22 protein-coding genes, 1 tRNA gene and 2 pseudogenes are annotated in these 24,571 nt (G+C 51.8%); 13 read left to right on the top strand and 12 right to left on the bottom strand.

The window, feature by feature from the left end:
- Nucleotides 1–6: 6 nt before the first annotated feature.
- From ccmA to ccmH, 8 genes are read left to right on the top strand one after another with little or no spacing between them, the layout of a single operon-like run.
- Nucleotides 7–630: a cytochrome c biogenesis heme-transporting ATPase CcmA gene (gene ccmA, locus EAS44_RS09290; protein ID WP_000525586.1), complete on the top strand. Its 624-nt coding sequence runs from the start codon at nt 7–9 to the stop codon at nt 628–630.
- A complete protein-coding gene (ccmB, locus tag EAS44_RS09295; protein WP_000971720.1) occupies nt 627–1,289 on the top strand; it encodes a heme exporter protein CcmB in 663 nt (220 codons plus the stop codon). The genes ccmA and ccmB overlap by 4 nt, the downstream gene beginning before the upstream one ends.
- 41 nt (nt 1,290–1,330) lie before the next feature.
- Entirely contained in the window at nt 1,331–2,068 is a 738-nt protein-coding gene (gene ccmC, locus EAS44_RS09300; RefSeq protein ID WP_001295447.1) for a heme exporter protein CcmC, read from the top strand.
- Complete coding sequence (gene ccmD / locus EAS44_RS09305; protein WP_000186540.1) at nt 2,065–2,274, top strand: heme exporter protein CcmD; 210 nt, start codon at nt 2,065–2,067, stop codon at nt 2,272–2,274. Before ccmC ends, ccmD begins: the two co-directional genes overlap by 4 nt.
- On the top strand, nt 2,271–2,750 hold the full coding sequence (gene ccmE / locus EAS44_RS09310; RefSeq protein ID WP_001026418.1) for a cytochrome c maturation protein CcmE: 480 nt from the start codon (nt 2,271–2,273) through the stop codon (nt 2,748–2,750). Before ccmD ends, ccmE begins: the two co-directional genes overlap by 4 nt.
- Nucleotides 2,747–4,690, top strand: coding sequence for a cytochrome c-type biogenesis heme lyase CcmF (ccmF, locus tag EAS44_RS09315; RefSeq protein WP_000982445.1), 1,944 nt, complete (start codon nt 2,747–2,749; stop codon nt 4,688–4,690). Before ccmE ends, ccmF begins: the two co-directional genes overlap by 4 nt.
- Nucleotides 4,687–5,244 (top strand): thiol:disulfide interchange protein DsbE, encoded by a 558-nt coding sequence (gene dsbE, locus EAS44_RS09320; RefSeq protein WP_000824439.1) that lies wholly within the window; start codon nt 4,687–4,689, stop codon nt 5,242–5,244. Before ccmF ends, dsbE begins: the two co-directional genes overlap by 4 nt.
- On the top strand, nt 5,241–6,293 hold the full coding sequence (gene ccmH, locus EAS44_RS09325) for a cytochrome c-type biogenesis thiol:disulfide oxidoreductase CcmH (RefSeq protein WP_001211554.1): 1,053 nt from the start codon (nt 5,241–5,243) through the stop codon (nt 6,291–6,293). Before dsbE ends, ccmH begins: the two co-directional genes overlap by 4 nt.
- Before the next feature lie 34 nt (nt 6,294–6,327).
- Here ccmH and narP read toward each other — a convergent pair whose 3' ends face one another.
- On the bottom strand, nt 6,328–6,975 hold the full coding sequence (narP, locus tag EAS44_RS09330) for a nitrate/nitrite response regulator protein NarP (protein ID WP_001113641.1): 648 nt from the start codon (nt 6,973–6,975) through the stop codon (nt 6,328–6,330).
- A gap of 319 nt (nt 6,976–7,294) precedes the next feature.
- Here narP and EAS44_RS25280 point away from each other — a divergent pair.
- Nucleotides 7,295–8,062: pseudogene (locus EAS44_RS25280) on the top strand (pertactin-like passenger domain-containing protein); the annotation flags it as partial.
- Between the two features lie 131 nt (nt 8,063–8,193).
- On the opposite strand, the gene EAS44_RS09340 reads toward EAS44_RS25280, so the two are convergent.
- The 3 genes from EAS44_RS09340 to yejL form a co-directional block, all read right to left on the bottom strand.
- Nucleotides 8,194–8,270 (bottom strand) — tRNA-Pro (locus tag EAS44_RS09340).
- Between the two features lie 74 nt (nt 8,271–8,344).
- Entirely contained in the window at nt 8,345–10,105 is a 1,761-nt protein-coding gene (yejM, locus tag EAS44_RS09345; RefSeq protein WP_000256203.1) for an LPS biosynthesis-modulating metalloenzyme YejM, read from the bottom strand.
- A 19-nt stretch (nt 10,106–10,124) separates the two neighbouring features.
- Nucleotides 10,125–10,352: a YejL family protein gene (gene yejL / locus EAS44_RS09350; RefSeq protein ID WP_001135664.1), complete on the bottom strand. Its 228-nt coding sequence runs from the start codon at nt 10,350–10,352 to the stop codon at nt 10,125–10,127.
- Between the two features lie 181 nt (nt 10,353–10,533).
- Here yejL and yejK point away from each other — a divergent pair, with 181 nt between their 5' ends.
- Nucleotides 10,534–11,541 (top strand): nucleoid-associated protein YejK, encoded by a 1,008-nt coding sequence (yejK, locus tag EAS44_RS09355; protein ID WP_000050789.1) that lies wholly within the window; start codon nt 10,534–10,536, stop codon nt 11,539–11,541.
- Between the two features lie 138 nt (nt 11,542–11,679).
- On the opposite strand, the gene rplY is transcribed toward yejK, so the two are convergent.
- The gene (gene rplY / locus EAS44_RS09360) at nt 11,680–11,964 is read right to left on the bottom strand and encodes a 50S ribosomal protein L25 (RefSeq protein WP_000494186.1); all 285 of its coding nucleotides are present in this window, start codon (nt 11,962–11,964) and stop codon (nt 11,680–11,682) included.
- 124 nt (nt 11,965–12,088) lie between these two features.
- Entirely contained in the window at nt 12,089–13,849 is a 1,761-nt protein-coding gene (gene radD / locus EAS44_RS09365) for a DEAD/DEAH box helicase (protein ID WP_000578103.1), read from the bottom strand.
- A gap of 149 nt (nt 13,850–13,998) precedes the next feature.
- On the opposite strand from radD, the gene rsuA reads away from it, so the two are divergent.
- From rsuA to yejG, 3 genes are all read left to right on the top strand, one after another.
- A complete protein-coding gene (gene rsuA / locus EAS44_RS09370) occupies nt 13,999–14,694 on the top strand; it encodes a 16S rRNA pseudouridine(516) synthase RsuA (protein ID WP_001234850.1) in 696 nt (231 codons plus the stop codon).
- A gap of 27 nt (nt 14,695–14,721) precedes the next feature.
- The gene (gene bcr, locus EAS44_RS09375) at nt 14,722–15,912 is read left to right on the top strand and encodes a multidrug efflux MFS transporter Bcr (protein ID WP_000213379.1); all 1,191 of its coding nucleotides are present in this window, start codon (nt 14,722–14,724) and stop codon (nt 15,910–15,912) included.
- Between the two features lie 333 nt (nt 15,913–16,245).
- Nucleotides 16,246–16,590, top strand: coding sequence for a YejG family protein (gene yejG / locus EAS44_RS09380; RefSeq protein WP_000202798.1), 345 nt, complete (start codon nt 16,246–16,248; stop codon nt 16,588–16,590).
- Nucleotides 16,591–16,593: 3 nt separating this feature from the next.
- Here the strand turns inward: yejG and yejF are convergent, their stop codons facing one another.
- From yejF to mepS, 6 genes and pseudogenes are all read right to left on the bottom strand, one after another.
- Nucleotides 16,594–18,183, bottom strand: coding sequence for a microcin C ABC transporter ATP-binding protein YejF (yejF, locus tag EAS44_RS09385; RefSeq protein WP_000194888.1), 1,590 nt, complete (start codon nt 18,181–18,183; stop codon nt 16,594–16,596).
- 1 nt (nt 18,184) lies between these two features.
- The gene (yejE, locus tag EAS44_RS09390; RefSeq protein ID WP_000088892.1) at nt 18,185–19,210 is read right to left on the bottom strand and encodes an ABC transporter permease; all 1,026 of its coding nucleotides are present in this window, start codon (nt 19,208–19,210) and stop codon (nt 18,185–18,187) included.
- Nucleotides 19,210–20,304 carry a microcin C ABC transporter permease YejB gene (yejB, locus tag EAS44_RS09395; protein ID WP_000501604.1) on the bottom strand — a complete coding sequence of 365 codons (1,095 nt, stop codon included), beginning with the start codon at nt 20,302–20,304 and terminating at the stop codon, nt 19,210–19,212. The genes yejE and yejB overlap by 1 nt, the downstream gene beginning before the upstream one ends.
- Nucleotides 20,305–22,119, bottom strand: a pseudogene (gene yejA, locus EAS44_RS09400) (extracellular solute-binding protein).
- 81 nt (nt 22,120–22,200) lie between these two features.
- The gene (gene pdeN / locus EAS44_RS09405) at nt 22,201–23,757 is read right to left on the bottom strand and encodes a cyclic di-GMP phosphodiesterase (RefSeq protein ID WP_000470607.1); all 1,557 of its coding nucleotides are present in this window, start codon (nt 23,755–23,757) and stop codon (nt 22,201–22,203) included.
- A 180-nt stretch (nt 23,758–23,937) separates the two neighbouring features.
- Nucleotides 23,938–24,504 carry a bifunctional murein DD-endopeptidase/murein LD-carboxypeptidase gene (gene mepS / locus EAS44_RS09410; RefSeq protein WP_000241011.1) on the bottom strand — a complete coding sequence of 189 codons (567 nt, stop codon included), beginning with the start codon at nt 24,502–24,504 and terminating at the stop codon, nt 23,938–23,940.
- Nucleotides 24,505–24,571: the final 67 nt, after the last annotated feature.

Consider the following 24,571-nt stretch of genomic DNA (forward strand, 5'->3'; position numbering starts at 1 on the left):
TATTGCGTGGGTATGCTTGAAGCCAGAGAGTTACTTTGCGAGCGGGATGAACGAACCTTATTTAGTGGTTTATCATTTACGCTGAACGCAGGAGAGTGGGTACAAATCACCGGTAGCAACGGCGCGGGGAAGACAACGCTTCTCCGTTTGCTGACGGGGTTGTCTCGCCCTGACGCAGGCGAGGTTCTCTGGCAAGGGCAGCCCTTGCATCAGGTACGCGACAGCTACCATCAAAACCTGTTATGGATAGGCCATCAGCCGGGGATCAAAACCCGGCTGACGGCGTTAGAAAATCTGCACTTTTATCATCGCGATGGCGATACCGCACAATGTCTGGAAGCCCTGGCGCAGGCCGGGCTTGCCGGATTCGAAGATATTCCGGTAAATCAACTTTCTGCCGGGCAACAACGCCGCGTCGCTTTAGCGCGTCTGTGGTTGACCCGTGCCACGTTATGGATACTCGACGAGCCTTTTACCGCGATTGACGTTAACGGCGTCGATCGTCTGACCCAGCGTATGGCGCAGCATACGGAGCAGGGGGGGATTGTGATTCTGACTACCCACCAGCCGCTCAACGTTGCTGAAAGTAAAATTCGCCGCATTTCACTGACGCAAACGGGGGCCGCATGATGTTCTGGCGCATTTTCCGTCTTGAGCTGCGCGTAGCGTTTCGCCATAGCGCCGAAATCGCCAACCCGCTGTGGTTCTTCCTGATTGTAATTACCCTTTTTCCGCTCAGTATCGGTCCGGAGCCGCAACTGCTGGCGCGTATTGCGCCGGGCATTATCTGGGTTGCCGCGCTGCTTTCATCCTTGCTGGCACTCGAGCGACTGTTCCGTGACGATTTGCAGGACGGCAGTCTTGAACAATTGATGTTGTTGCCGTTACCCTTGCCCGCCGCTGTGCTGGCGAAGGTGATGGCGCACTGGATGGTAACCGGTCTGCCGTTACTTATCCTTTCGCCCCTGGTAGCAATGCTACTGGGAATGGATGTTTATGGCTGGCAAGTGATGGCGTTAACGCTACTGCTGGGAACCCCTACGCTTGGCTTTCTTGGTGCGCCGGGCGTGGCGCTGACAGTGGGACTTAAGCGCGGTGGTGTGCTGCTCAGCATACTGGTGTTACCGCTGACTATCCCATTACTCATCTTTGCCACCGCCGCGATGGACGCGGCTTCTATGCATTTGCCCGTTGATGGGTATCTGGCAATTTTAGGCGCGTTGCTGGCAGGCACCGCGACATTAAGTCCTTTTGCGACGGCGGCAGCGTTACGAATCAGCATTCAATAACGCTGGATTACTGATTTTTGTTCGAGTCTGGTATCGAAACTATGTGGAAAACACTGCATCAACTGGCGATCCCACCACGGCTGTATCAAATCTGTGGCTGGTTTATACCGTGGCTGGCAATTGCCAGTGTGGTCGTGCTTACCGTCGGCTGGATCTGGGGGTTCGGCTTTGCTCCGGCTGATTATCAGCAGGGAAATAGCTACCGCATTATCTACCTGCATGTGCCTGCGGCGATCTGGTCGATGGGCATTTATGCATCAATGGCGGTGGCAGCGTTTATTGGCCTGGTCTGGCAGATGAAAATGGCCAACCTGGCGGTGGCGGCGATGGCCCCCATTGGTGCCGTGTTTACCTTTATTGCCCTGGTTACCGGCTCTGCATGGGGAAAACCGATGTGGGGCACCTGGTGGGTATGGGATGCACGTCTGACTTCTGAACTGGTGCTGCTGTTTCTGTATGTTGGTGTCATTGCCCTGTGGCACGCCTTCGACGACCGTCGTCTGGCTGGCCGTGCGGCAGGTATCCTGGTGCTGATTGGCGTGGTGAATCTGCCGATTATTCATTACTCCGTTGAGTGGTGGAACACCCTGCATCAGGGATCAACGCGGATGCAGCAAAGTATCGATCCGGCGATGCGTTCGCCGCTGCGCTGGTCGATTTTTGGCTTCCTGCTCCTGTCTGCCACGCTGACGCTGATGCGGATGCGTAATTTGATTTTGCTGATGGAAAAACGCCGTCCGTGGGTGAGTGAACTGATACTGAAAAGAGGCCGTAAATGACCCCTGCATTTGCTTCCTGGAATGAATTTTTCGCAATGGGCGGTTACGCCTTTTTTGTCTGGTTGGCGGTGGTGATGACCGTTATTCCGCTGGTGGTTTTGGTCGTGCACTCGGTGATGCAACATCGCGCAATTCTGCGTGGCGTGGCGCAACAGCGGGCGCGTGAGGCGCGTTTACGTGCTGCGCAACAGCAGGAGGCTGCATGAATATTCGCCGTAAAAACCGCTTGTGGATTGCCTGTGCCGTGCTGGCGGGGCTGGCGCTGACTATCGGTCTGGTGCTATATGCGCTGCGCTCGAATATCGATCTCTTTTATACGCCGGGGGAGATTCTCTACGGCAAGCGTGAAACTCAGCAGATGCCGGAAGTCGGTCAGCGTCTGCGCGTTGGCGGGATGGTGATGCCGGGGAGTGTGCAGCGCGATCCCAATTCGCTAAAAGTAACTTTCACCATTTACGACGCTGAAGGTTCAGTAGATGTCTCTTACGAAGGCATTTTGCCGGATCTGTTCCGTGAAGGGCAGGGCGTTGTGGTGCAGGGCGAACTGGAAAAAGGCAATCATATCCTCGCGAAAGAAGTGCTGGCGAAACACGATGAAAACTACACGCCGCCAGAAGTTGAGAAAGCGATGGAAGCTAACCACCGTCGCCCGGCGAGTGTTTATAAGGACCCAGCATCATGATGCCAGAAATTGGTAACGGGCTGCTGTGTCTGGCGCTAGGAATTGCGCTGCTGCTGTCCGTGTATCCGCTATGGGGCGTGGCGCGCGGGGACGCGCGCATGATGGCGTCTTCCCGCTTGTTTGCCTGGCTGCTGTTTATGTCTGTGGCTGGCGCATTTCTGGTGCTGGTCAATGCTTTCGTGGTCAACGACTTTACCGTCACCTATGTTGCCAGCAACTCCAATACCCAGCTTCCGGTGTGGTATCGCGTGGCGGCTACCTGGGGCGCGCATGAAGGCTCGCTCCTGCTGTGGGTGCTGCTGATGAGCGGCTGGACCTTTGCGGTAGCGATTTTTAGTCAGCGTATTCCGCTGGATATTGTGGCCCGCGTACTGGCGATAATGGGGATGGTCAGCGTCGGCTTTTTGCTGTTCATTCTCTTTACCTCTAACCCGTTCTCACGCACGTTGCCGAACTTCCCGATTGAAGGTCGCGATCTTAACCCGCTGTTACAGGATCCGGGGCTGATCTTCCATCCGCCTCTGCTTTATATGGGGTACGTCGGCTTCTCGGTGGCGTTTGCTTTTGCCATTGCATCTTTGTTGAGTGGGCGTCTGGACAGCACTTATGCGCGTTTTACTCGTCCGTGGACGCTGGCTGCGTGGATCTTCCTGACGCTCGGCATTGTGCTCGGTTCCGCATGGGCCTATTACGAACTCGGCTGGGGCGGCTGGTGGTTCTGGGATCCGGTAGAAAACGCCTCGTTTATGCCGTGGCTGGTGGGGACTGCGCTGATGCACTCACTGGCGGTCACTGAACAACGCGCCAGCTTCAAAGCGTGGACATTACTGCTGGCAATCAGTGCCTTCTCGTTGTGTCTACTGGGGACTTTCCTGGTGCGTTCCGGCGTGCTGGTATCGGTACACGCGTTTGCGTCTGATCCGGCGCGCGGTATGTTTATCCTCGCCTTTATGGTGCTGGTGATTGGCGGTTCGCTGCTGCTGTTTGCCGCGCGTGGACACAAAGTTCGCTCACGCGTAAACAATGCGCTGTGGTCGCGGGAATCTTTGCTGTTAGCGAACAACGTTTTGCTGGTCGCCGCGATGCTGGTGGTGTTGCTGGGGACGTTGCTGCCGCTGGTGCACAAGCAACTGGGACTGGGCAGTATTTCGATTGGCGAACCGTTCTTCAACACCATGTTTACCTGGTTGATGGTGCCGTTTGCGCTACTGCTTGGTGTCGGCCCTCTGGTGCGCTGGGGACGCGATCGCCCACGTAAAATCCGCAATTTGTTGATTATCGCCTTCATCTCTACGCTGGTGCTGTCGCTGCTGTTGCCGTGGCTGTTCGAAAGCAAAGTTGTGGCGATGACAGTGCTCGGCCTGGCAATGGCCTGCTGGATTGCGGTGCTGGCAATTGCGGAAGCTGCGCTGCGTATTTCACGCGGCACGAAAACCACCTTCAGTTATTGGGGGATGGTGGCGGCTCACCTGGGGCTGGCAGTGACAATTGTTGGCATTGCTTTTAGTCAGAACTATAGCGTTGAGCGTGATGTGCGCATGAAGTCCGGCGATAGCGTCGATATTCATGAATATCGCTTCACCTTCCGTGATGTCAAAGAGGTGACCGGTCCGAACTGGCGTGGCGGTGTGGCGACTATCGGCGTAACGCGAGATGGCAAGCCGGAAACAGTGCTGTATGCAGAAAAACGTTATTACAACACTGCCGGGTCGATGATGACCGAAGCGGCGATTGACGGTGGCATCACGCGTGACCTGTACGCGGCACTCGGTGAAGAGCTGGAAAACGGCGCGTGGGCCGTGCGTCTTTACTACAAACCATTTGTTCGCTGGATTTGGGCGGGCGGGCTGATGATGGCGTTGGGCGGACTGCTGTGTCTGTTTGATCCTCGCTATCGTAAGCGCGTGAACCCGCAGAAAACTGCGCCGGAGGCTGCATGAAGCGCAAGGTATTGTTAATTCCGTTGATTATCTTCCTGGCGATTGCCGCGGCGCTGCTGTGGCAGCTGGCGCGTAATGCCGAAGGGGATGATCCGACCAATCTGGAATCGGCGCTCATTGGCAAGCCAGTGCCGAAGTTTCGCCTCGAATCACTGGACAATCCGGGGCAGTTTTATCAGGCGGATGTGCTGACTCAGGGCAAACCGGTGCTGCTTAACGTCTGGGCGACCTGGTGTCCGACCTGCCGTGCGGAACATCAATATCTGAATCAGCTTTCTGCGCAGGGCATCCGCGTGGTCGGCATGAACTATAAAGACGATCGCCAGAAGGCAATCAGCTGGCTGAAAGAGCTGGGCAATCCTTACGCGCTAAGCCTGTTTGATGGCGACGGCATGTTAGGGCTGGATCTCGGTGTCTATGGCGCGCCAGAAACGTTCCTTATTGACGGCAACGGCATCATTCGCTATCGCCATGCGGGCGATCTCAATCCTCGCGTCTGGGAAGAAGAGATCAAGCCACTGTGGGAGAAATACAGTAAGGAGGCCGCACAATGAGGTTTTTATTGGGCGTGCTGATGCTGATGATCTCCGGCTCAGCGCTGGCGACCATCGACGTGTTGCAGTTTAAAGATGAAGCACAGGAACAACAGTTCCGTCAGCTCACTGAAGAACTGCGCTGCCCGAAATGCCAGAACAACAGCATTGCCGATTCCAACTCGATGATTGCCACCGACCTGCGCCAGAAAGTGTATGAACTGATGCAGGAAGGCAAAAGTAAGAAAGAGATTGTCGATTATATGGTGGCGCGTTACGGCAACTTCGTCACTTACGATCCGCCGTTAACGCCGCTGACCGTGCTGCTGTGGGTGCTGCCAGTAGTGGCTATTGGCATTGGCGGTTGGGTCATATACGCCCGTTCGCGGCGTCGGGTACGCGTGGTGCTGGAAGCGTTTCCAGAACAAAGCGTGCCGGAAGGTAAGCGTGCCGGATATGTTGTTTATCTGCCGGGTATTGTGGTGGCGTTAATTGTGGCTGGCGTCAGCTACTACCAGACTGGCAATTATCAGCAGGTGAAAATCTGGCAGCAGGCCACGGCACAGGCTCCGGCGTTACTGGACAGGGCGCTGGATCCGAAAGCCGATCCGCTCAACGAAGAAGAGATGTCGCGCCTTGCGCTGGGGATGCGTACTCAACTGCAAAAAAATCCGGGAGATATAGAAGGCTGGATTATGTTGGGCCGCGTTGGCATGGCGCTGGGTAACGCCAGTATCGCCACCGATGCATACGCCACTGCGTATCGCCTCGATCCGAAAAACAGCGATGCTGCACTGGGATACGCTGAAGCGTTGACACGTTCATCTGATCCCAACGACAACCGCCTCGGCGGCGAACTGCTGCGCCAGTTGGTGAGAACGGACCATAGCAATATCCGTGTGTTAAGCATGTATGCATTTAATGCCTTTGAGCAGCAACGATTTGGCGAAGCCGTTGCCGCGTGGGAGATGATGTTGAAACTCTTACCTGCCAACGATACTCGCCGTGCGGTGATCGAACGTAGTATCGCGCAGGCGATGCAACATTTGTCGCCGCAGGAGAGTAAATAAAAAGTGGCCCGATGGTGATGCCATCGGGCTATTTTTATTGTGCCCCGCGTTGTTGCAGGAACAGAATGGTGGCCGCCACGCGTGAGCGGACGTTGAGTTTACGCAGCAGATTGCGAATATGGACTTTTACTGTCTGCTCGGAAATATTCAACACCGAGGCAATCTGTTTATTTGACAGCCCCTGTGCCAGCTCGTGCAGAACATCCAGCTCGCGTTCTGTCAGCACGCTGAAGGGGTCTTCTTCCGCGCCAAACATTTCACGTTCACGTAAGTACTGATTGACGCGTTCGCTAAAGACTTTGCTGCCTTTCGCTCCGGCACGAATTGCTTCCAGTAACACTTCCGGGTCGCTGTCTTTCAACAGATAACCGTCTGCGCCTGCGTCTATCAGTGCAAAGACATCGCTGGAGGCATCTGATACGGTCAGGATAATAATTTGCGCGGTAACGCCATCCCTGCGCAAGGCATTGAGGGTATCCAGGCCACTCATGCCTTTCATATTGAGATCCAGCAAGATCACGTCGATATCCAGTCTATTCGCCAGATCGATCGCGCTTGCGCCGTCGCCCGCTTCGGCGACCACTTCAAAGCCAGAATCAAGCTCCAGTAACTGACGAACACCGCGTCGCATAAGTGGATGATCATCCACAATCATCACCTGAAAAGGCGTTGCTTCAGGCATAGTAGTCTCCTGAGGTTTTATTAGAATCATTATGTTTGAGCGTAGCGTTGGTAACGCTACCAGGCGCGTGAATGTTACCCCATTTTATGTATGGACATGTAGTGAAAACTACAACTTTGTCGTTCGCTTTGGCATCATCTTCATTATAAAGACGGAATTTTGCATCAGCTTCTCATCAGGAAAAACAACTAAAAAATCAATCACAATACTTGTGCATTTCTTTAAACAGTTTTTAAAAACTGACTCCGGGTATGGAGCTATGGGTATTTTCTGTCCCCAATGCTTTTAACAGCAATTAATTTCATAGGATGAAAGCTTAATGCACCAATCTGGTTCTGTTTCTCTTTGTCGTTCCGCAATATCTGTTCTGGTGGCTACAGCGTTATATTCACCCATAGCATTAGCATCAACTGTTGAGTATGGTGAGACAGTTGATGGTGTTGTCCTGGAAAAAGATATCCAGCTGGTTTATGGGGCCGCCAATAATACGAAAATCAATCCTGGCGGAGAACAGCATATATAAGAATTTGGTGTAAGTAGTAATACTGAAATTAACGGGGGATATCAGTACGTTGAAATAAATGGCACCGCAGAATACGCAGTATTAAATGATGGTTATCAAATTGTTCAAATGGGTGGCGCGGTAAATCAGACTACGATCAATAATGGAGTGCTACAGGTTTATGGCGCGGCGAATGATCCCACGATTAAAGGAGGGCGCGGTGATGCGGCATTTACGTTGGGCAATGCCGGAAGCGTTGTTGATATCAGTACGTATGAATATACCTTGCTGGATAATGGCAACCATAGCTGGAGTCTCGCAGAGAATCGCGTACAAATGCCCCCTTCAACCACGGATGTGCTGAATATGGCGGCAGCACAACCGCTGGTATTTGATGTAGAACTGGACACCGTGCGTGGGCGTCTTGGTAGCGTAAAAGGCGTTAATTACGATACGGCGATGTGGAGTTCGGCAATTAACAGCCGCAACAACGTGAACACTGATGCGGGAGCTGGCTTTGAGCAAACATTGACGGGCCTGACGCTCGGTATCGATAGTCGTTTCTCCCGTGAAGAAAGCAGCACAACTCAGGCGGGTGTAGTCTGGACGTTCTGATAACAGAAAATAAACAGGCCGTGATGTGTCGCTGTCTGTTTATCGAATTAAATGCAGATATAAAAAAACCAACCGCAATAGGTTGGTTTTCTTGGGATTTTTGGTCGGCACGAGAGGATTTGAACCTCCGACCCCCGACACCCCATGACGGTGCGCTACCAGGCTGCGCTACGTGCCGACTCGTGGCTGCTAATACTACCGTTTTCCACACCGATTGCAAGTAAGATATTTTGCTAACTGATTTATAATTAATCAGTTAGCGATAAAACGCTTCTCGTCTGTCAGTACTTGCAATAACAAACTTAACTGTGGTTTTTCATCTTTCACTCTTTCACCACGTAAGTTGTAAGTGCGGTATTTACCGTTATTGTTCAGCACCAGTGTCTTTTTCGGGGTGGTAATTGCCAGCGTATCGTTATCCGCGGCGGTAACCCAGTAATGGCGGCGTTGAGGGTTGAACAAATCCTGACCTTGCGAATATTCGCTGGCAGGTGTGCTGACATGTAGCAGGCGTTGCATCAGCGTCGTCATCAGATCGGTATGATCAGTCAGCGCATTAATACGCTGCGCCGGCGTGCCTGGCCAGTGAATCACTAATGGCACCTGCAGATGACCGTGGGACCAGTCAAAGGTTTCTTCCTCTTCGCTCAGCGGAATACCCCGCCCGGCAGTGATAATCACCACCGTATTGTCCAGTTTGCCAGAATCACGCAGTGCATTGAGCACGCGGTTGATCTGGTCATCGACATTGCCTGCCGCCCGGCTATATTTCCGTGCAAATGCCTGCTGATTGCTGTCGTCAATGTTTGTGCCATTGAAAGAGACCCACGAGAACCAGCGGTTATCTTCTTGTGCGTAGCGGCCCAGCCAGTTGATCCACTGCGTGGCGGTCTGTTCGTCGGATTGGGTGCGTACACTCGGCATCGAGAAATCTGACAACAATGCCTGACGATACAGCGGGCTGGTAAAGCCATCTGATGAGAATAACCCCAGCTGATAGCCTTGCTGATTAAGCGCAGTAATTAACGCCGCAGGCGTACGAGTCGACAGAATGCCGTCCATATAGCTCGGCGAGATGCCATAGAACAGGCCAAAGATGCCGTTGTCTGTAGTGTTGCCGGAGCTCATATGGCGCGTGAACGAAATATTTTGCTCAGCAAAACCTGCCAGCGCAGGCATCTGCTTCTCGAAGCGTGAGTAGTTCAGGCCATCGACAGTAATCAACAGCACATTCTGCCCGGTGCCCATATCGCGATAGCGCAGTTCGCTTAACGGATACTGAACGGAAACGGCGTCTGGATTGCCTTGCTCAATAAGACGGCGTTGATACTCCTGCGCATCAAGCAGGCCATGCTTCTCAAGAAAACGTCGTGCCGTCATCGGGTACGAAAGCGGCAGGTTAGCGCGCTGCATGGTGATCGGGCGATAGAAGTTGGCATCGGCCCAGATATAAACCACATGCGAGGCGATAAAGGCGATAAATAAGAATGCGGCCAGCGGGCGCGCGAAGCGCCGACGACGCGTCAGGCTGCGCAGCTTTTGCCAGCTCCACGTCGCAAACACCAGTTCAAGCAATAAAATAACCGGCACACTGATGAACATTAGCTGCCAGTCGCGCGCCATCTCATTTTCGTCTGGGTTGATAACCAGCTGCCAGACGATGGGATTAAGATGGAGATGGAAACGAGTAAAGACTTCGCTGTCGATCAGTAATAGCGTCATTCCCGCCGTTGCCAGAATGACGGACAAAAACCTCATCAGCCTCTGGGAGCCGACGATAAAGGTTAGCGGGAAGAGGATCAGCAAGTAGGTGGCGAACACCAGGAAGCTGAAATGACCGATAATGCTTACGTAGGAATAAATGCGACCAGCAAGCGTTGTCGGCCAGTCGGCGATAAACAGGTAACGGCTGCCAATGACGAGCGAAAGCAGAATATTGAACAGTGCAAACCAGTGCCCCCAACTGACCATCTGGGAGACTTTTTCACGGTAGCGCTGACGATGAGTTACCATAACCTGTTATCTGTTTCCCTTAGTGCGCTTTGTCTTCGTTGATAGAGGACTGTAAGGCGCGGGCAAAAGAGTTGGCAATTGCCTGGCGTTGGGCCGGGGCAATGCTGGTGTTGATAAGGTTAGTGACCATGTTGCCTAACACCATCAGGGAAAGGTCGGTCGGAGCCTTATGTTTTTCCAGTATGTTGAGCAGCTCTGCGAGCAATTGTTCAACCTGTTCATCACTGTAGCGGGAAATTTGTGGCATAAATCGAAATCAGTTAGTTGATGAAAGGGCAACATATTACCGTAGCAACGGTTTTTTTTCTGCTTTTTTATGCGTTAAATCATTCTCGTTACGCCGCCTTCTGTAAAATGACCGCCATCTTTTATTGCGTCGCTTAACCGGCGGTGGTTGAATACCGCCCGGTCTTAAAGGAGAGTTTATCATGAGTCTGGATATCAACCAGATTGCTCTGCACCAGCTTATCAAGCGTGATGAGCAGAACCTTGAGCTGGTGTTGCGCGATTCATTGCTGGAACCGACGGAAACCGTCGTTGAGATGGTGGCAGAACTGCATCGGGTCTATAGCGCCAAAAATAAAGCTTACGGCTTGTTTAGCGAAGAGAGTGAACTGGCGCAGACGCTGCGCTTACAGCGTCAGGGCGAAGAGGACTTTCTGGCATTTAGCCGCGCGGCAACCGGTCGCCTGCGTGACGAATTAGCGAAATATCCTTTTGCTGACGGTGGATTCGTGCTGTTTTGCCACTATCGCTATCTGGCGGTGGAGTATCTGCTGGTGGCAGTTCTGAGCAACCTGAGCAGTATGCGTGTTAACGAAAATCTCGACATCAACCCAACCCATTATCTTGATATCAATCATGCGGATATTGTTGCGCGTATCGATTTAACCGAGTGGGAAACCAATCCAGAGTCGACCCGCTATCTCACTTTCCTGAAAGGGCGAGTAGGGCGCAAAGTGGCGGATTTCTTTATGGATTTCCTCGGTGCCAGCGAAGGGTTAAACGCGAAAGCGCAAAACCGTGGGCTGTTGCAAGCGGTCGATGATTTCACTGCCGAAGCACAACTGGATAAAGCAGAGCGACAGAACGTGCGCCAGCAGGTTTATAGCTACTGTAATGAGCAGCTGCAGGCAGGTGAAGAGATTGAACTGGAATCGCTGTCGAAAGAGCTGGCAGGCGTCAGCGAAGTGAGCTTCACGGAGTTTGCGGCTGAAAAAGGCTACGAACTGGAAGAGAGCTTCCCGGCAGACCGTAGCACACTGCGTCAGTTGACGAAGTTTGCCGGTAGCGGCGGTGGCTTGACTATTAACTTTGATGCGATGCTGTTAGGTGAACGCATCTTCTGGGATCCAGCAACCGATACCCTGACCATTAAAGGCACGCCGCCGAACTTGCGCGATCAATTGCAGCGCCGGACGTCTGGCGGCAATTAATCGGTTTTGTGTTCTGAATGCCAGATGCGGCGTGAACGCCTTATCTGGCCTGCAAAAAATAGCAATACCGTAATCAGGCATAATTTGCAGAGACAAAAAACCCCGCCGGAGCGGGGTTTTTTACAACTTATTCAGCAATTAAGCGCGAACGAAGTCGATGTGCAGCAGCTTCGGTTTGTACGGGTGACGCTGTACGTCCTGAGCTTTAACTTTGATTTCTTTACCGTCAACAACGATGGTCAGAACTTCGCTGTAGAATTCAGCTTTAACTTGCATGTTCATGACTTTGTCGTGATCCAGTTCGACAGCCAGCGGCGCTTCTTTGCCACCGTAGATGATTGCCGGGAACTTGTTAGCGGCACGCAGGCGGCGGCTCGCACCCTTACCCTGCTCTTTACGTACTTCTGCGTTGATAGTAAACATTTCTTTCTCTCTTAAATTAATCCTGCTACAGGCGACCCAGCAACAGGTAAGTGATCTGCTTTGCGTATGCAAAAGCGGGCGAGATTCTATACTCAATCGCCTTATACATCAATCAAAACTACCATTAACCGCGTAATTCGTGCGCCCGACGAAAACGACCTTCGTAATCGAACACTTTTTCACGCACTTGCCAGTACTGACCTTTCATGCGGGCGACGACAAAATCCGGGTGTCGCAGTAATGCTTGCTGGGCGAGGATATCGGCGGCGGTGATCCAGCGCAGAGGGATGCCCGGTGTGCGCGTATGCGGGCGGATAAAAAGCTGCTCGAAGGCGGTACGCTGGGCGGGCGTTTGCAGACGGAAACGCTCACTCACATCCGCGCCGTCTTCATCGTAATAGGTGATTTTCAACCATTCGCCTTTCTCGTCGTGTCCATGCTGCAAAGACATGCCGCTACAGCGTAATACCAGCGCGTCTTTCAGTCGTAGCGCCGCTTTTAACATATCATCCGGATCAACCAGTACCGTGTCACATTCGCGGCAGCGGCGAGCGGCAATATCATTTTCTGCGTTACATTGCGGGCAATTTTTAAAACGGAAACGGAAGTCACACTGTTCGCGATGTCCGTCGTCATCTTCAAACCATCCCTGACAGCGACGACCAAAGTGTTCAATCAATGTCCCGTCGGCGGTCGTTTTCCCCCAAAAGGTGTTGGCAAAACCGCAGGCAGGGCAGAAAACCTGTACCGGAACGTTGTCACTTTTGCCTTTCGGTGTACCAACTTCCGGCGCGTAGAGATCGTGAGGGTTACCCGCATAATCAAGAATTAAGCAATCAGTCTTGCCGGGGGCCAGGCGCAGACCGCGCCCGACAATTTGTTGGTAAAGACTCACTGATTCGGTAGGGCGCAGAATGGCGATAAGATCGACGTGCGGGGCGTCAAATCCGGTGGTCAGTACCGCGACGTTGACCAGATAGCGAAAACGCTGGGCTTTAAAATCATCAATTAACACATCGCGCTCAGAGCCGGGTGTGTCGCCAGTAATCAGTGCTGCATCTTCGGCAGGCAGTAATCCCACAATCTCTTTTGCGTGTTCGACCGTCGCGGCGAAAATCATCACCCCTTTGCGCGTTGCAGCAAACTCCATGATTTGGCTGATGATGTGTGGCGTAATGCGTTGCTGTTTTTTCAGCTCGCGGTTGAGATCGGCTTCGCTGAACAGTCCGTTACTCTGTGCCTGCAAGCGGCTGAAATCGTATTGCACGACTGGCATATCCAGCCGTTCTGGCGGCGTCAGATAGCCGTGTTTAATCATATAACGCAGCGGCAGCTCATAAATGCAGTCACGGAAAAGGGCTTTCTCATCGCCGCGTACCATGCCGTGATAATGGAACTGATAAATCCAGCCTTTGCCCAGTCGAAAAGGCGTGGCAGTCAGCCCCAGCAGGCGTAAGTGGGGATTCACTTTGGTCAGGTGAGTGAGGATTTGCTGATACTGGCTCTCTTCATCGTCACCAATACGGTGGCATTCATCGACAATCAACAGCGAAAATTCACCCTGAAAGGCATCAAGATTACGGGTGACCGACTGCACGCTGCCAAATACAACTTTACCGTGGCTCTCTTTGCGCTTTAGCCCGGCGGCAAAAATATCGGCTTCCAGCCCCAGCGCCTGATATTTTTCATGGTTTTGTGCCACCAGTTCTTTAACGTGTGCCAACACCAGCACGCGACCACGCGCCAGCCGCGCCAGTTCCGCTATCACCAGGCTTTTACCTGCACCGGTGGGCAGCACGATTACGGCAGGGGTTTTATGACGACGAAAATGGTTGAGCGTGGCATCCACGGCTTCTTGCTGATATGGGCGGAGTGTAAAAATCATGGTCTCGCGTAGGTAGATTATTCTGCTAATAGTATGCCACGGATCTTTTTCCCTTGAGGGAAGTTATTAGACCGCTATACTGGGCAGACAACAGTTCAGATTTTCGGGTCATTACCCGACCTCCGTTTTTTACAGGCAAAATCACACACATGCGACTTGATAAATTTATCGCACAGCAACTCGGTGTTAGCCGTGCTATTGCCGGGCGTGAAATCCGCGGCAATCGTGTCACCGTCGATGGCGAAATCGTCCGTAATGCAGCGTTCAAACTGCTCCCTGAACATGATGTCGCTTACGATGGCAACCCGCTGGCGCAGCAACACGGTCCACGTTACTTCATGCTCAATAAGCCTCAGGGCTATGTTTGCTCCACGGACGACCCGGATCACCCAACGGTGCTCTATTTTCTTGATGAACCGGTAGCGTGGAAACTGCACGCTGCAGGGCGTCTGGATATCGATACCACCGGTCTGGTACTAATGACAGATGATGGTCAGTGGTCGCACCGCATTACTTCCCCGCGCCATCATTGCGAGAAGACCTATCTGGTGACGCTGGAATCACCCGTAGCTGACGATACGGCAGAGCAATTTGCTAAAGGCGTGCAGCTGCATAACGAAAAAGATCTCACTAAGCCGGCGGTGCTGGAAGTGATTACCCCAACGCAGGTTCGTCTGACCATCAGCGAAGGGCGTTATCATCAGGTGAAACGCATGTTCGCCGCCGTGGGTAACCATGTGGTTGAGCTGCATCGTGAACGTATTGGCGGCATTACGCTGGATGCTGATTTAGCCCCCGGTGAATATCGTCCGTTAACTGAAGAAGAAATTGCCAGCGTCGTCTAACTTTTCAATGACTTTCAGGAGCCCGTTGTGACCACCCGACAGCATTCGTCGTTTGCTATTGTTTTTATCCTTGGCCTGCTGGCCATGTTGATGCCGCTGTCGATTGATATGTATCTGCCTGCGCTACCGGTAATTTCAGCGCAGTTTGGTGTACCGGCGGGCAGTACGCAGATGACCCTGAGTACTTATATTCTGGGCTTTGCGTTGGGGCAGTTAATCTACGGGCCGATGGCAGACAGCTTCGGGCGTAAGCCGGTGGTTCTTGGCGGTACGCTGGTGTTTGCCGCCGCCGCGGTGGCGTGTGCGTTGGCGCAAACCATCGATCAGCTGATTGTGATGCGTTTCTTCCACGGGCTGGCTGCGGCTGCGGCCAGCGTGGTTATCAACGCTTTGATGCGTGATATCTACCCGAAAGAAGAGTTCTCACGGATGATGTCGTTTGTCATGCTGGTGACGACCATTGCACCGCTGATGGCACCGATAGTTGGCGGCTGGGTGCTGGTGTGGCTGAGCTGGCATTACATCTTCTGGATCCTCGCCGTGGCGGCGATTCTGGCTTCGGCAATGATCTTCTTTCTGATCAAAGAAACCTTACCGCCGGAGCGTCGCCAGCCTTTTCACATTCGTACCACTATTGGTAACTTTGCGGCGCTGTTCCGTCATAAGCGTGTCCTGAGTTATATGCTGGCCAGCGGTTTCAGCTTTGCCGGGATGTTCTCATTCTTAAGCGCCGGACCGTTTGTCTACATTGAAATCAACCACGTCGCGCCGGAAAACTTTGGTTATTACTTTGCGCTAAACATTCTTTTTCTGTTCGTGATGACCATCTTTAACAGCCGCTTCGTCCGCCGTATTGGCGCGTTAAATATGTTCCGCTCGGGGTTGTGGATACAGTTTATTATGGCAGCGTGGATGGTCATCAGTGCACTGCTGGGGCTGGGATTCTGGTCGCTGGTGGTTGGCGTTGCGGCGTTTGTGGGCTGCGTGTCGATGGTGTCATCCAATGCGATGGCGGTCATTCTTGATGAGTTTCCCCATATGGCGGGAACGGCATCTTCGCTGGCAGGAACCTTCCGTTTCGGCATAGGGGCAATTGTTGGCGCATTACTTTCTCTTGCGACCTTTAACTCTGCATGGCCGATGATTTGGTCAATTGCATTCTGCGCAACCAGCTCCATTCTCTTCTGTTTGTACGCCAGTCGGCCGAAAAAACGGTGATCTATTGCACAACGAGGAAGCTAAAAGGCTTCCTTTGTTGATGCATGTCAACCACAAATCTATCATTCCCCCGATATATGTTTATTTTATGTAAAATCAATTTATGTAAAAAGTCACATCATTGTAGTTAAAAAGGTTGAGTTAGATCGCAGAAACGGGTACATATAGCCCCGCAAACGTGACCACGCCCGCAGATATTATTTAAATCAGAGCCATAGAGGCCACGCAGGCGAGGCATCAATCTTTACGATCTGTATAAAGACGGATTGTTGATGATGTGTTAAAATTGATGTAAACAAATTGTGAAGTAAAATGTACTTCCGGGGAAAATAAGTGACTTCATTACAACTCTCAATCGTCCATCGACTGCCGCAGAACTATCGCTGGTCTGCTGGTTTCGCAGGTTCGAAGGTTGAACCGATTCCGCAAAATGGACCGTGCGGTGACAACAGCCTGGTGGCGCTTAAATTGCTTAGCCCGGATGGTGATAATGCATGGTCGGTGATGTACAAACTAAGCCAGGCGTTAAGCGACATCGAAGTTCCATGTTCGGTGCTGGAGTGTGAAGGTGAGCCGTGCCTGTTTGTAAATCGCCAGGACGAATTTGCTGCAACATGCCGATTGAAAAATTTTGGTGTGGCAATTGCCGAACCCTTTTCAAACTACAATCCTTTTTAAGCGTCAGCTCAACGCCAGTAGCTGACGCGTATACTCCTGCTGCGGTGCGGCAAACACGCGCGCGCACGGTCCTTGTTCCACTACTTCCCCTTGTCGCAGTACGATAACCTGATGACATAACGCGCGGACAACGTGCAAATCGTGGCTGATAAACAAATAGGCCAGTTGATGCTTTTGTTGCAATGATTTCAATAGCGTCAATATTTGCGCCTGCACCGTTTTGTCGAGTGATGATGTTGGTTCATCAAGAATGATCAGCGAGGGCTTAAGAATTAACGCCCTGGCAATCGCAATACGTTGCCGCTGACCACCAGAGAACTCCGCCGGATAACGGTGGCGTGTTTCAGGATCTAATCCCACTTCATGCATCACGGCTATCACTTGTTGTTCGCGTTGTGCGGCAGAAAGCGTCGGCTGGTGAACCCGTAAGCCTTCCTCAATAATTTGCAAAACGTTGAGTCGTGGGTTGAGTGAGGAGTTTGGATCCTGAAATACCACCTGAATGCGATGACGAATAGGTAACAGCTGGCGGCGATTTAAATTTTGCAGTGGCTGACCGTCAAAGACGATGCTGCCCTGAGAGTTAATCAGTCGCAGCAGCGCCAGTCCCGTCGTGCTTTTCCCGGAACCGGACTCGCCCACTAAACCCAGTGTTTCACCCGCCCGTAGCGTAAAACTGATGTTTTTCACCACCACATTATGATCCACAATGCGCTTCAAAATCCCTTTGCGGATGGGGAAGGCAACCTGAAGCTGTTCAACATCTAGCAACGTTGAGGCAGGTTCTGGCAATGGCACCGGGTCGCCAGATGGTTCACTGTTGAGTAGCTTTTGTGTGTAAGGATGAGTGGGTGAGGCAAATAGCGTAGCAGCGTTATTTTGCTCGACACAGCGACCGTTTTGCATTACCGCCACGCGGTGGGCCAGTTTTCTGACAATGCTGAGGTTATGAGTAATAAACAGCATGCCCATATTCAGCTCGCCTTGCAGTTCGCGCAACAGCTGTAAAATCTGCGCCTGGACAGAGACGTCCAGCGCGGTGGTTGGTTCATCGGCAATTAATAATTCCGGTCGCGTTAACAGCGCCATCGCAATCATCACCCGCTGGCGTTCGCCGCCGGAGAGCTGATGCGGATAATCTGTCAGCCGTTTTGCCGCCTGGCGGATACCGACGCGATCAAGGCAGTTAAGAATTTCGCCACGAGCCGCTTCCCGACGCATCCCGCGGTGGAGTGAAAGCACTTCATAAAGCTGTTTTTCCAGGGTATGTAATGGATTTAACGACACCATCGGCTCCTGAAAAATCATGGCGATCTTATTACCGCGTATACCGCGCAACGTTTGATCGCTGGCATGAAGCAGCGATTCGCCATGAAAACGAATATCGCCGGAGAGATATTCAACCGGCGGGCAAGGGAGCAGGCGTAAAATTGACAGCGCGGTAACGCTCTTACCTGAACCAGACTCACCTACCAGCGCCAGCGTTTCGCCAGCCGCAATCTGTAGTGAAACATCATTTACTACTGTACGTACGGTTTGCTGATGGCGAAAACCCACCGACAAATTTTCAATCGCTAACAGAGTTTGCGTCATGCTACACCGCCTTATTAGGATCAAATGCGTCGCGGACGGCTTCACCAATAAAGATCAGCAAAGACAACAATATCGCCACCGATAAGAAGGCGGTGATCCCAAGCCACGGGGCCTGAAGGTTATTTTTCCCTTGTAACAGCAGTTCACCGAGTGACGGTGAACCGAGCGGCAGACCGAAGCCGAGGAAATCGAGTGAGGTCAGGGTGGTTATCGAACTACATAAAATAAACGGTAAAAAAGTGAGGGTAGCGACCATGGCATTTGGCAACATATGACGCAGGATGATACTGCGATCGCTGACGCCAAGCGCCTGCGCCGCGCGGATGTAGTCGAAATTACGGGTACGTAAAAACTCCGCCCGCACCACGCCGACCAGACTCATCCAGCCAAACAAGACGGTAATTGCCAACAGCCACCAGAAGTTAGGCTGTACGACGCTGGAAAGTAAAATAATCAAAAACAGCGTCGGCATCCCCGACCATACTTCAATAAAACGTTGCCCCCAGAGATCGACTTTACCACCGTAATAGCCTTGTAGCGCCCCCGCCAGCACGCCCATCACGCTGGAGCAGAGGGTCAGCATCAGGCCAAACAGAACTGAGATCCGCGTGCCATAGAGAATGCGCGCCAGCACATCGCCGCCATTGGCATCCGTTCCCAGCCAGTTTTGCCGGGAGGGTGGAGAAGGGAAGGGCTTATCGGTAGCAAAGTTGATACTGGTAGCACCAAAGCGAATCGGTGCCCACAGTACCCAGCCGTTATTTTCCAGTCGTTGTTTCAGCCACGGGTCCTGATAATCAGCCTGACTTGCCAGCGGGCCGCCAAAATCGCTTTCGCTGTAGTTTTTCAACAACGGGAAATACCAACTGCCGTCATAACGCACCAGCAACGGTTTATCGTTGGCGATAAGTTCAGAACACAAACTCAAACCAAACAAGAGGAGGAAAATCCATAACGACCAGTAGCCGCGACGGTTATGGCGAAAACGCGCCCAACGGGCCTGATTGACGGGGCTGAGTCGCGACATTAACGTCCCTCAAAGTCTATACGCGGATCGACCAGCGTATAGCTGATATCACTGACAATATTCAGCAGCAGGCCAATCAGGGTGAAAATATACAAGGTACCAAACATTACAGGATAATCGCGCGAGACGGTCGCTTCGTAGCCCAGTAAGCCAAGACCATTGAGTGAAAACATCACCTCAATCAGCAGCGAGCCGGTAAAAAACATGCTGATAAACGTCGCCGGAAAACCGGCAATCACCAGCAGCATGGCGTTGCGGAACACATGTTTCCAGAGAATATTTTTTTCACTTACCCCTTTCGCACGTGCCGTCACCACGTATTGCTTACGCACTTCATCAAGGAATGAGTTTTTTGTCAGCATGGTCAGAGCCGCAAAGCCGCCAATCACTGTCGCCAGCACCGGCAGCGTGATATGCCACAGATAATCGGTGATTTTCTGATACCACGGCAGCGAATCAAAGTTAGCGGAAACCAGGCCGCGCAGAGGGAACAGATCGAAATAGCTGCCGCCCGCGAAGAAGACAATCAGCAGGATGGCAAACAAAAAGGCCGGAATGGCGTAGCCGATGATGATAAATGCACTACTCCAGACGTCAAAACGGCTCCCATTATAAACAGCTTTGCGAATGCCTAACGGAATCGACACCAGATAGATAATCAGCGTGCTCCACAATCCGAGGGTGATGGAGACCGGCAGACTGTCTTTAATCAGCGTCAGCACCGAGGCGCTGCGAAAAAGGCTGTCGCCAAAATCAAAACGGATGTAGTCCCAGAGCATTTTGAAGTAACGTTCGTGGATCGGCTTATCGAAACCGTAGCGATGAGTGATCTCGGCGATCACTTCTGGATCTAATCCGCGTCCGCCACGGTAATTACTGTCGCTGATATTGCCGACGCCCGTTTGCGCATGGCTGGCGCGAACACCTTCACCGCCTGCGCCGGGTAATACTCCGGCATTACCAAACTCAATGGCGGCGATGGCCTGGTCGACCGGACCGCCAGGCGCAATTTGCACGATGAAAAAGTTGATAGTGATAATCGCCCATAACGTTGGGATCACCAGCAACAGACGGCGGATCAGATAAGCGCCCATCTACTCTCCCTGTTGTCTGGCTGACGGCAGTTTGGCCGCTTTATTAACGTCATACCACCAGGTATCGATACCCAGGCTGTAAACAGGGCGTACAGCGGGTTGGGAGAATTTATCCCACCAGGCGAGACGGTCTTCCGCCATGTACCACATTGGCAGCATGTAATAATTCCACGTTAATACGCGATCCAGTGCTCGCCCCAACGGCAGTAATTTTTCTTTATTTCCCTGCGCGGCAATAATTTGATTGATCAGCGAGTCGATAACCGGGCTTTGCACGCCGGGGGCATTATAAGTGGAATTGATATATTCCGATGACCAGGAAATCTGTAAATCGGAACTGGGCCACGGCATCGCCCGCCATACGCGCGGCATCATGTCATAGTCGCGACTGCGCATGCGGTTGGTGATTTGCGAGTTATCCACCTTGCGAATGTCCATGTTGATACCCAGCCGTTGCAGGCTGTGCTGGAACGGCAATACCCACTGACTATTGCTGCTTGCGGGAAGCAATAATTCAAAGCTGAGTGGCTGACCCGTTGTGACATTAACGCGTTGCTGACCCTTCAACACCCAGCCTGCTTCGTTGAGAAGTTTGTCGGCTTTTAACAGGTTGTCACGATCGTAGCCATCGCCTTTGGATACCGGCGGCTGGTAGATTTGCGTGAAGACTTCTGGCGGTAGATCTTTTTTCATTGGTGCCAGAAGCACCAGCTCCGCGGCGTCGGGGTAATTTCTGGCCGCATATTCGGTATTCTGAAAATAACTGTTCGTGCGACTCTAGGCATTGTAAAACAACGCTTTGTTCATCCATTCAAAGTCAAAGGCGAGAGTGATCGCTTCCCGGACCCGGCGATCGCTGAATACCGGACGTTGGATATTAAACGCCAGCCAGCGCGTATCCTGGGCTGATTCGTTCTTTTGCTCATCTTTGATGATGTATTTTTTATCGAAATTTTTACCGGTATAGCGCGTGGCCCAGTTTTTGGCGTCGTTTTCCATACGCAAATCAAAGGCTCCTGCTTTAAACGCTTCAAAGGCGACATTATCATCGAGGTAATAATCGTAGCGAATGGTGTCGAAATTCCAGCGTCCACGGTTTACCGGTAAGTTTGCTGCCCAGTAATCTTTCACGCGGGAATAGACAATATTTTGCCCCATTTTCCAGGACGTAATGCGGTACGGACCACTGGCAAGCGGAGGCGTGGCGAGCGGGTCGCTAAGTTTGTGATCTTTCCAGTACTTTTCTGGAAATACCGGCAGCGAAAACAGACTCAGCATATCTTCTTTGCCGGGTTTAGCTAACTCAATGCGCACGGTTAACGGCGCAATGGCTTTGACGGTGGTGCCTTTGTAGACCAGACGAAATTGCGGCACGCCTTCGGTCATAAATTTTTGAAAAGTAAACTCTACATCGCGGGCAGTAATGGGCGAACCATCATGAAAACGGGCGCGTGGATTAATAGCGACCTCCACCCAGGAATAATCGTCAGCATAGCGTGCGCTTTCAGCAATCAGCGGGTAATAACTGCCTGGTTCGTCATCGGAAGTCGTAAATAGCGTGTCGTACAGCTGCTCGGTGCGTGCGCCCGGGTTGCCGCGCAGTGCATAGCGGTTGAAATTATCGAAGGTGCCGAGGGCAGACAACGTTATTTGCCCACCTTTTGGCGCGGCGGGGTTCACATAATCAAAATGGTTGAAATTAAATGCGTACCGGGGTTCGCCCAGTACGGCAAAGGCATAGCTTTCCTTGATAGCCTGCGCCTGCGCACCAAAGGTGAACAGAGCGATAAACAGCAGCAGTATGCGCACAATCATCTGCAACGGATTTCCTTTTACTCATCATTAGCCGCAATCCGGCATGCTTTCACTATGAATAATAAGGGACGTAAGCACACCTTACCACTGCGGCGTATACGGTTTCTTCAGCCAGCGAACAAAATCGTCCAGCGGTAACGGGCGACTAATCCAGTAGCCTTGCATGAAATTAACGCCGCGTTCGCTTAGCCATCGTGCCTGTTCTGGCGTTTCGACCCCTTCAGCAACTGTCAGCATATTGAGACGTTTCGCCAGCGTCAGCACCGCGTCAAGTACGGGTGAAGTGATCGTTTCCGTACCGATGGCGTTGATAAATCCACGATCAATTTTCAGATAATCGAGCGTAAAACGCTCAAGATAGATAAGCGCGCTGTGCCCGGTGCCGAAGTCATCAATAGCAATTTCTACGCCGACCGAATGCAGCCAGGCGAAGAGTTGTGTGGCTTCTCGCTCTTTCAGCATATCGCGCTCGGTAATTTCCAGCACAATCTGGAAATGGTGTGCGGGCAGGGAAGTGAGCAGTTTCTGGATATCCGCTTTAAAGCTTTCGCTGTGCAAGTGGGCCGGCGCAATGTTAATGCCAAATTTGACGCCTACCGGCAGTACTTTTTCTAATTCTGCGGCATCGCGGGCAATCAACTCAAACAGGTGCTGAGTCAGTGGCACAATCATCTTTTGCGCTTCGGCAAAGTTAATGAAGGCATCCGGGGGGATTTCACCTGCTACTGGATGCCGCCAGCGTAGCAGTACTTCCAGGCCCGTTACCCGCAAAGCTTGTGTATCAACCACCGGTTGATACACCACGTAAAATTGTTCGCGCTTGATGGCGGTCATGATTTCTCTGCCTGGGCGCATACGCACACTCATCAGGTAATAGCAGAGAAGTCCAACGAAAGTTCCACTCATGCCACCCAGTAAAAATGCGTACCACACATCGTTCCATGTCCAGTCATCTGCATAAAGCCGAACGGTCAGAGGAATGCCCGCAATTTTAGTTTCACGGACCGGCATGTCGGTTAATTCATTAACGTTCATCAAACGTGAAGAAAAGGTAGATAGCGCAGTATTACCAATAATGAGGGCGAGGCCATCGTAATCTTCCTGCCGTGAACTATAAAAGAGTGAAGGCGTCAGGTTGAGATTCAGAGCGGCAAACACGCCGCTATTTTTCAGCAAAGGGTTGCGATACCAGATGACGATTGCGGGTTTGTTCGGCACCATCGGCGTGCCGGGTAAGATCGCCATATCGACGTTTTTATTAATGTCGAGCGCCGGAATCAATTCATTGAGTGGAATGTCCATCTCACCAGTTGCAGATGAACAGAATGTTTTTTTATCTTTTACCAGCACAAACGTACGAACATTCATGCTAAACGCCGCGCGGGCGGTCAGTTCGGGGTTAGCCTGCTGGCAGGTATCTAAGGTCAGCGGCTGGAGCCGGTCAGTAGTGGATTTAAGGTCGGCAAAATAGGTATCGAGATACTTTTGTACGTCGGTAATCAGTGTGTCGTATGTGACTTCGTGCTTATGCCAGGCCACTAAAAACTGAAGGCAGCTCACCAGTATCGCAATCATCACGCCTGCAACAATGCAGGTAAGCAGGAGCTTACGTCCAGAATTGGGAGCGCGTATAAACATGATTCCGTTAATTTCCTGAAATTACGACAACATTTAAAAGATAACAATGACCGGACTATAGCCTGGATCAAGACGCGGAAACATCATTTTCTCTGATGAATGAAAACAAAAAAGCACTGCCTAAGCAGTGCTTTCAGTTAACTCGTCAGGATAGCCAAGGGATTGCATCCAAACGGTTTATTAGCTGCGGCTGAGAACCCGGCGTGCTTCGTTGTAACGCTTCTTCCAGTATGGTTCATTCATGCTGGAAATAATAACACCACTGCTGGTGGAAGCATGGACAAACTGGTTGTTGCCGATATAAATACCGACATGGCGTCCCGTTGAACCGGCACGGAACAGAACTAAATCACCCGTGCGCAAATTACTGCGGGAAACAGATTTACCCATTTCCTGCTGTTCATAAGTCGAACGCGGAAGTTCTAAGCCAAATTGCTCACGGAATGTACGCTGTACGAAACCAGAACAATCGATACCTTTTTTAGTGCTGCCGCCCAGACGATAGCGTACGCCTTTCCAATCAGCATACTGATCCATAATTCGCGATTTTACGTCGACATTACGAACCAGGTTTTCAAATTCATCCTGAGAAGCTTGCAGTGATGATGTTTCACTACCCACTGCACGTGTCTCAGGATGCATATTCTTTGCGGTGTTATTTGCACTACATGCAGAAAGCAGAACCGCTACTGCAATCGCGGGGATCCCGCGCAAGATATATCTCAAAATCGGTTGAGATTTGACCATGTTGTTTGTTTTCCCTTGAAGTCCTTAACGACAAATATCGTTATAAAAAAATGCCAAGCGACACGAG

This window comes from Escherichia coli DSM 30083 = JCM 1649 = ATCC 11775, assembly GCF_003697165.2.
Lineage (GTDB): Bacteria > Pseudomonadota > Gammaproteobacteria > Enterobacterales > Enterobacteriaceae > Escherichia > Escherichia coli.

Bases quoted from the DNA above. Each gene is read 5' to 3' on its own strand.
- ccmE (WP_001026418.1), top strand. From the start codon at position 2,271: ATGAATATTCGCCGTAAAAACCGCTTGTGGATTGCCTGTGCCGTGCTG.
- ccmC (WP_001295447.1), top strand. From the start codon at position 1,331: ATGTGGAAAACACTGCATCAACTGGCGATCCCACCACGGCTGTATCAA.
- pdeN (WP_000470607.1), bottom strand. From the start codon at position 23,757: ATGTTTATACGCGCTCCCAATTCTGGACGTAAGCTCCTGCTTACCTGC.
- ccmF (WP_000982445.1), top strand. From the start codon at position 2,747: ATGATGCCAGAAATTGGTAACGGGCTGCTGTGTCTGGCGCTAGGAATT.
- ccmH (WP_001211554.1), top strand. From the start codon at position 5,241: ATGAGGTTTTTATTGGGCGTGCTGATGCTGATGATCTCCGGCTCAGCG.
- yejL (WP_001135664.1), bottom strand. From the start codon at position 10,352: ATGCCACAAATTTCCCGCTACAGTGATGAACAGGTTGAACAATTGCTC.
- narP (WP_001113641.1), bottom strand. From the start codon at position 6,975: ATGCCTGAAGCAACGCCTTTTCAGGTGATGATTGTGGATGATCATCCA.
- ccmB (WP_000971720.1), top strand. From the start codon at position 627: ATGATGTTCTGGCGCATTTTCCGTCTTGAGCTGCGCGTAGCGTTTCGC.
- yejE (WP_000088892.1), bottom strand. From the start codon at position 19,210: ATGTCGCGACTCAGCCCCGTCAATCAGGCCCGTTGGGCGCGTTTTCGC.
- mepS (WP_000241011.1), bottom strand. From the start codon at position 24,504: ATGGTCAAATCTCAACCGATTTTGAGATATATCTTGCGCGGGATCCCC.
- yejM (WP_000256203.1), bottom strand. From the start codon at position 10,105: ATGGTAACTCATCGTCAGCGCTACCGTGAAAAAGTCTCCCAGATGGTC.
- yejK (WP_000050789.1), top strand. From the start codon at position 10,534: ATGAGTCTGGATATCAACCAGATTGCTCTGCACCAGCTTATCAAGCGT.
- radD (WP_000578103.1), bottom strand. From the start codon at position 13,849: ATGATTTTTACACTCCGCCCATATCAGCAAGAAGCCGTGGATGCCACG.
- ccmD (WP_000186540.1), top strand. From the start codon at position 2,065: ATGACCCCTGCATTTGCTTCCTGGAATGAATTTTTCGCAATGGGCGGT.
- yejB (WP_000501604.1), bottom strand. From the start codon at position 20,304: ATGGGCGCTTATCTGATCCGCCGTCTGTTGCTGGTGATCCCAACGTTA.
- rsuA (WP_001234850.1), top strand. From the start codon at position 13,999: ATGCGACTTGATAAATTTATCGCACAGCAACTCGGTGTTAGCCGTGCT.
- yejF (WP_000194888.1), bottom strand. From the start codon at position 18,183: ATGACGCAAACTCTGTTAGCGATTGAAAATTTGTCGGTGGGTTTTCGC.
- dsbE (WP_000824439.1), top strand. From the start codon at position 4,687: ATGAAGCGCAAGGTATTGTTAATTCCGTTGATTATCTTCCTGGCGATT.
- rplY (WP_000494186.1), bottom strand. From the start codon at position 11,964: ATGTTTACTATCAACGCAGAAGTACGTAAAGAGCAGGGTAAGGGTGCG.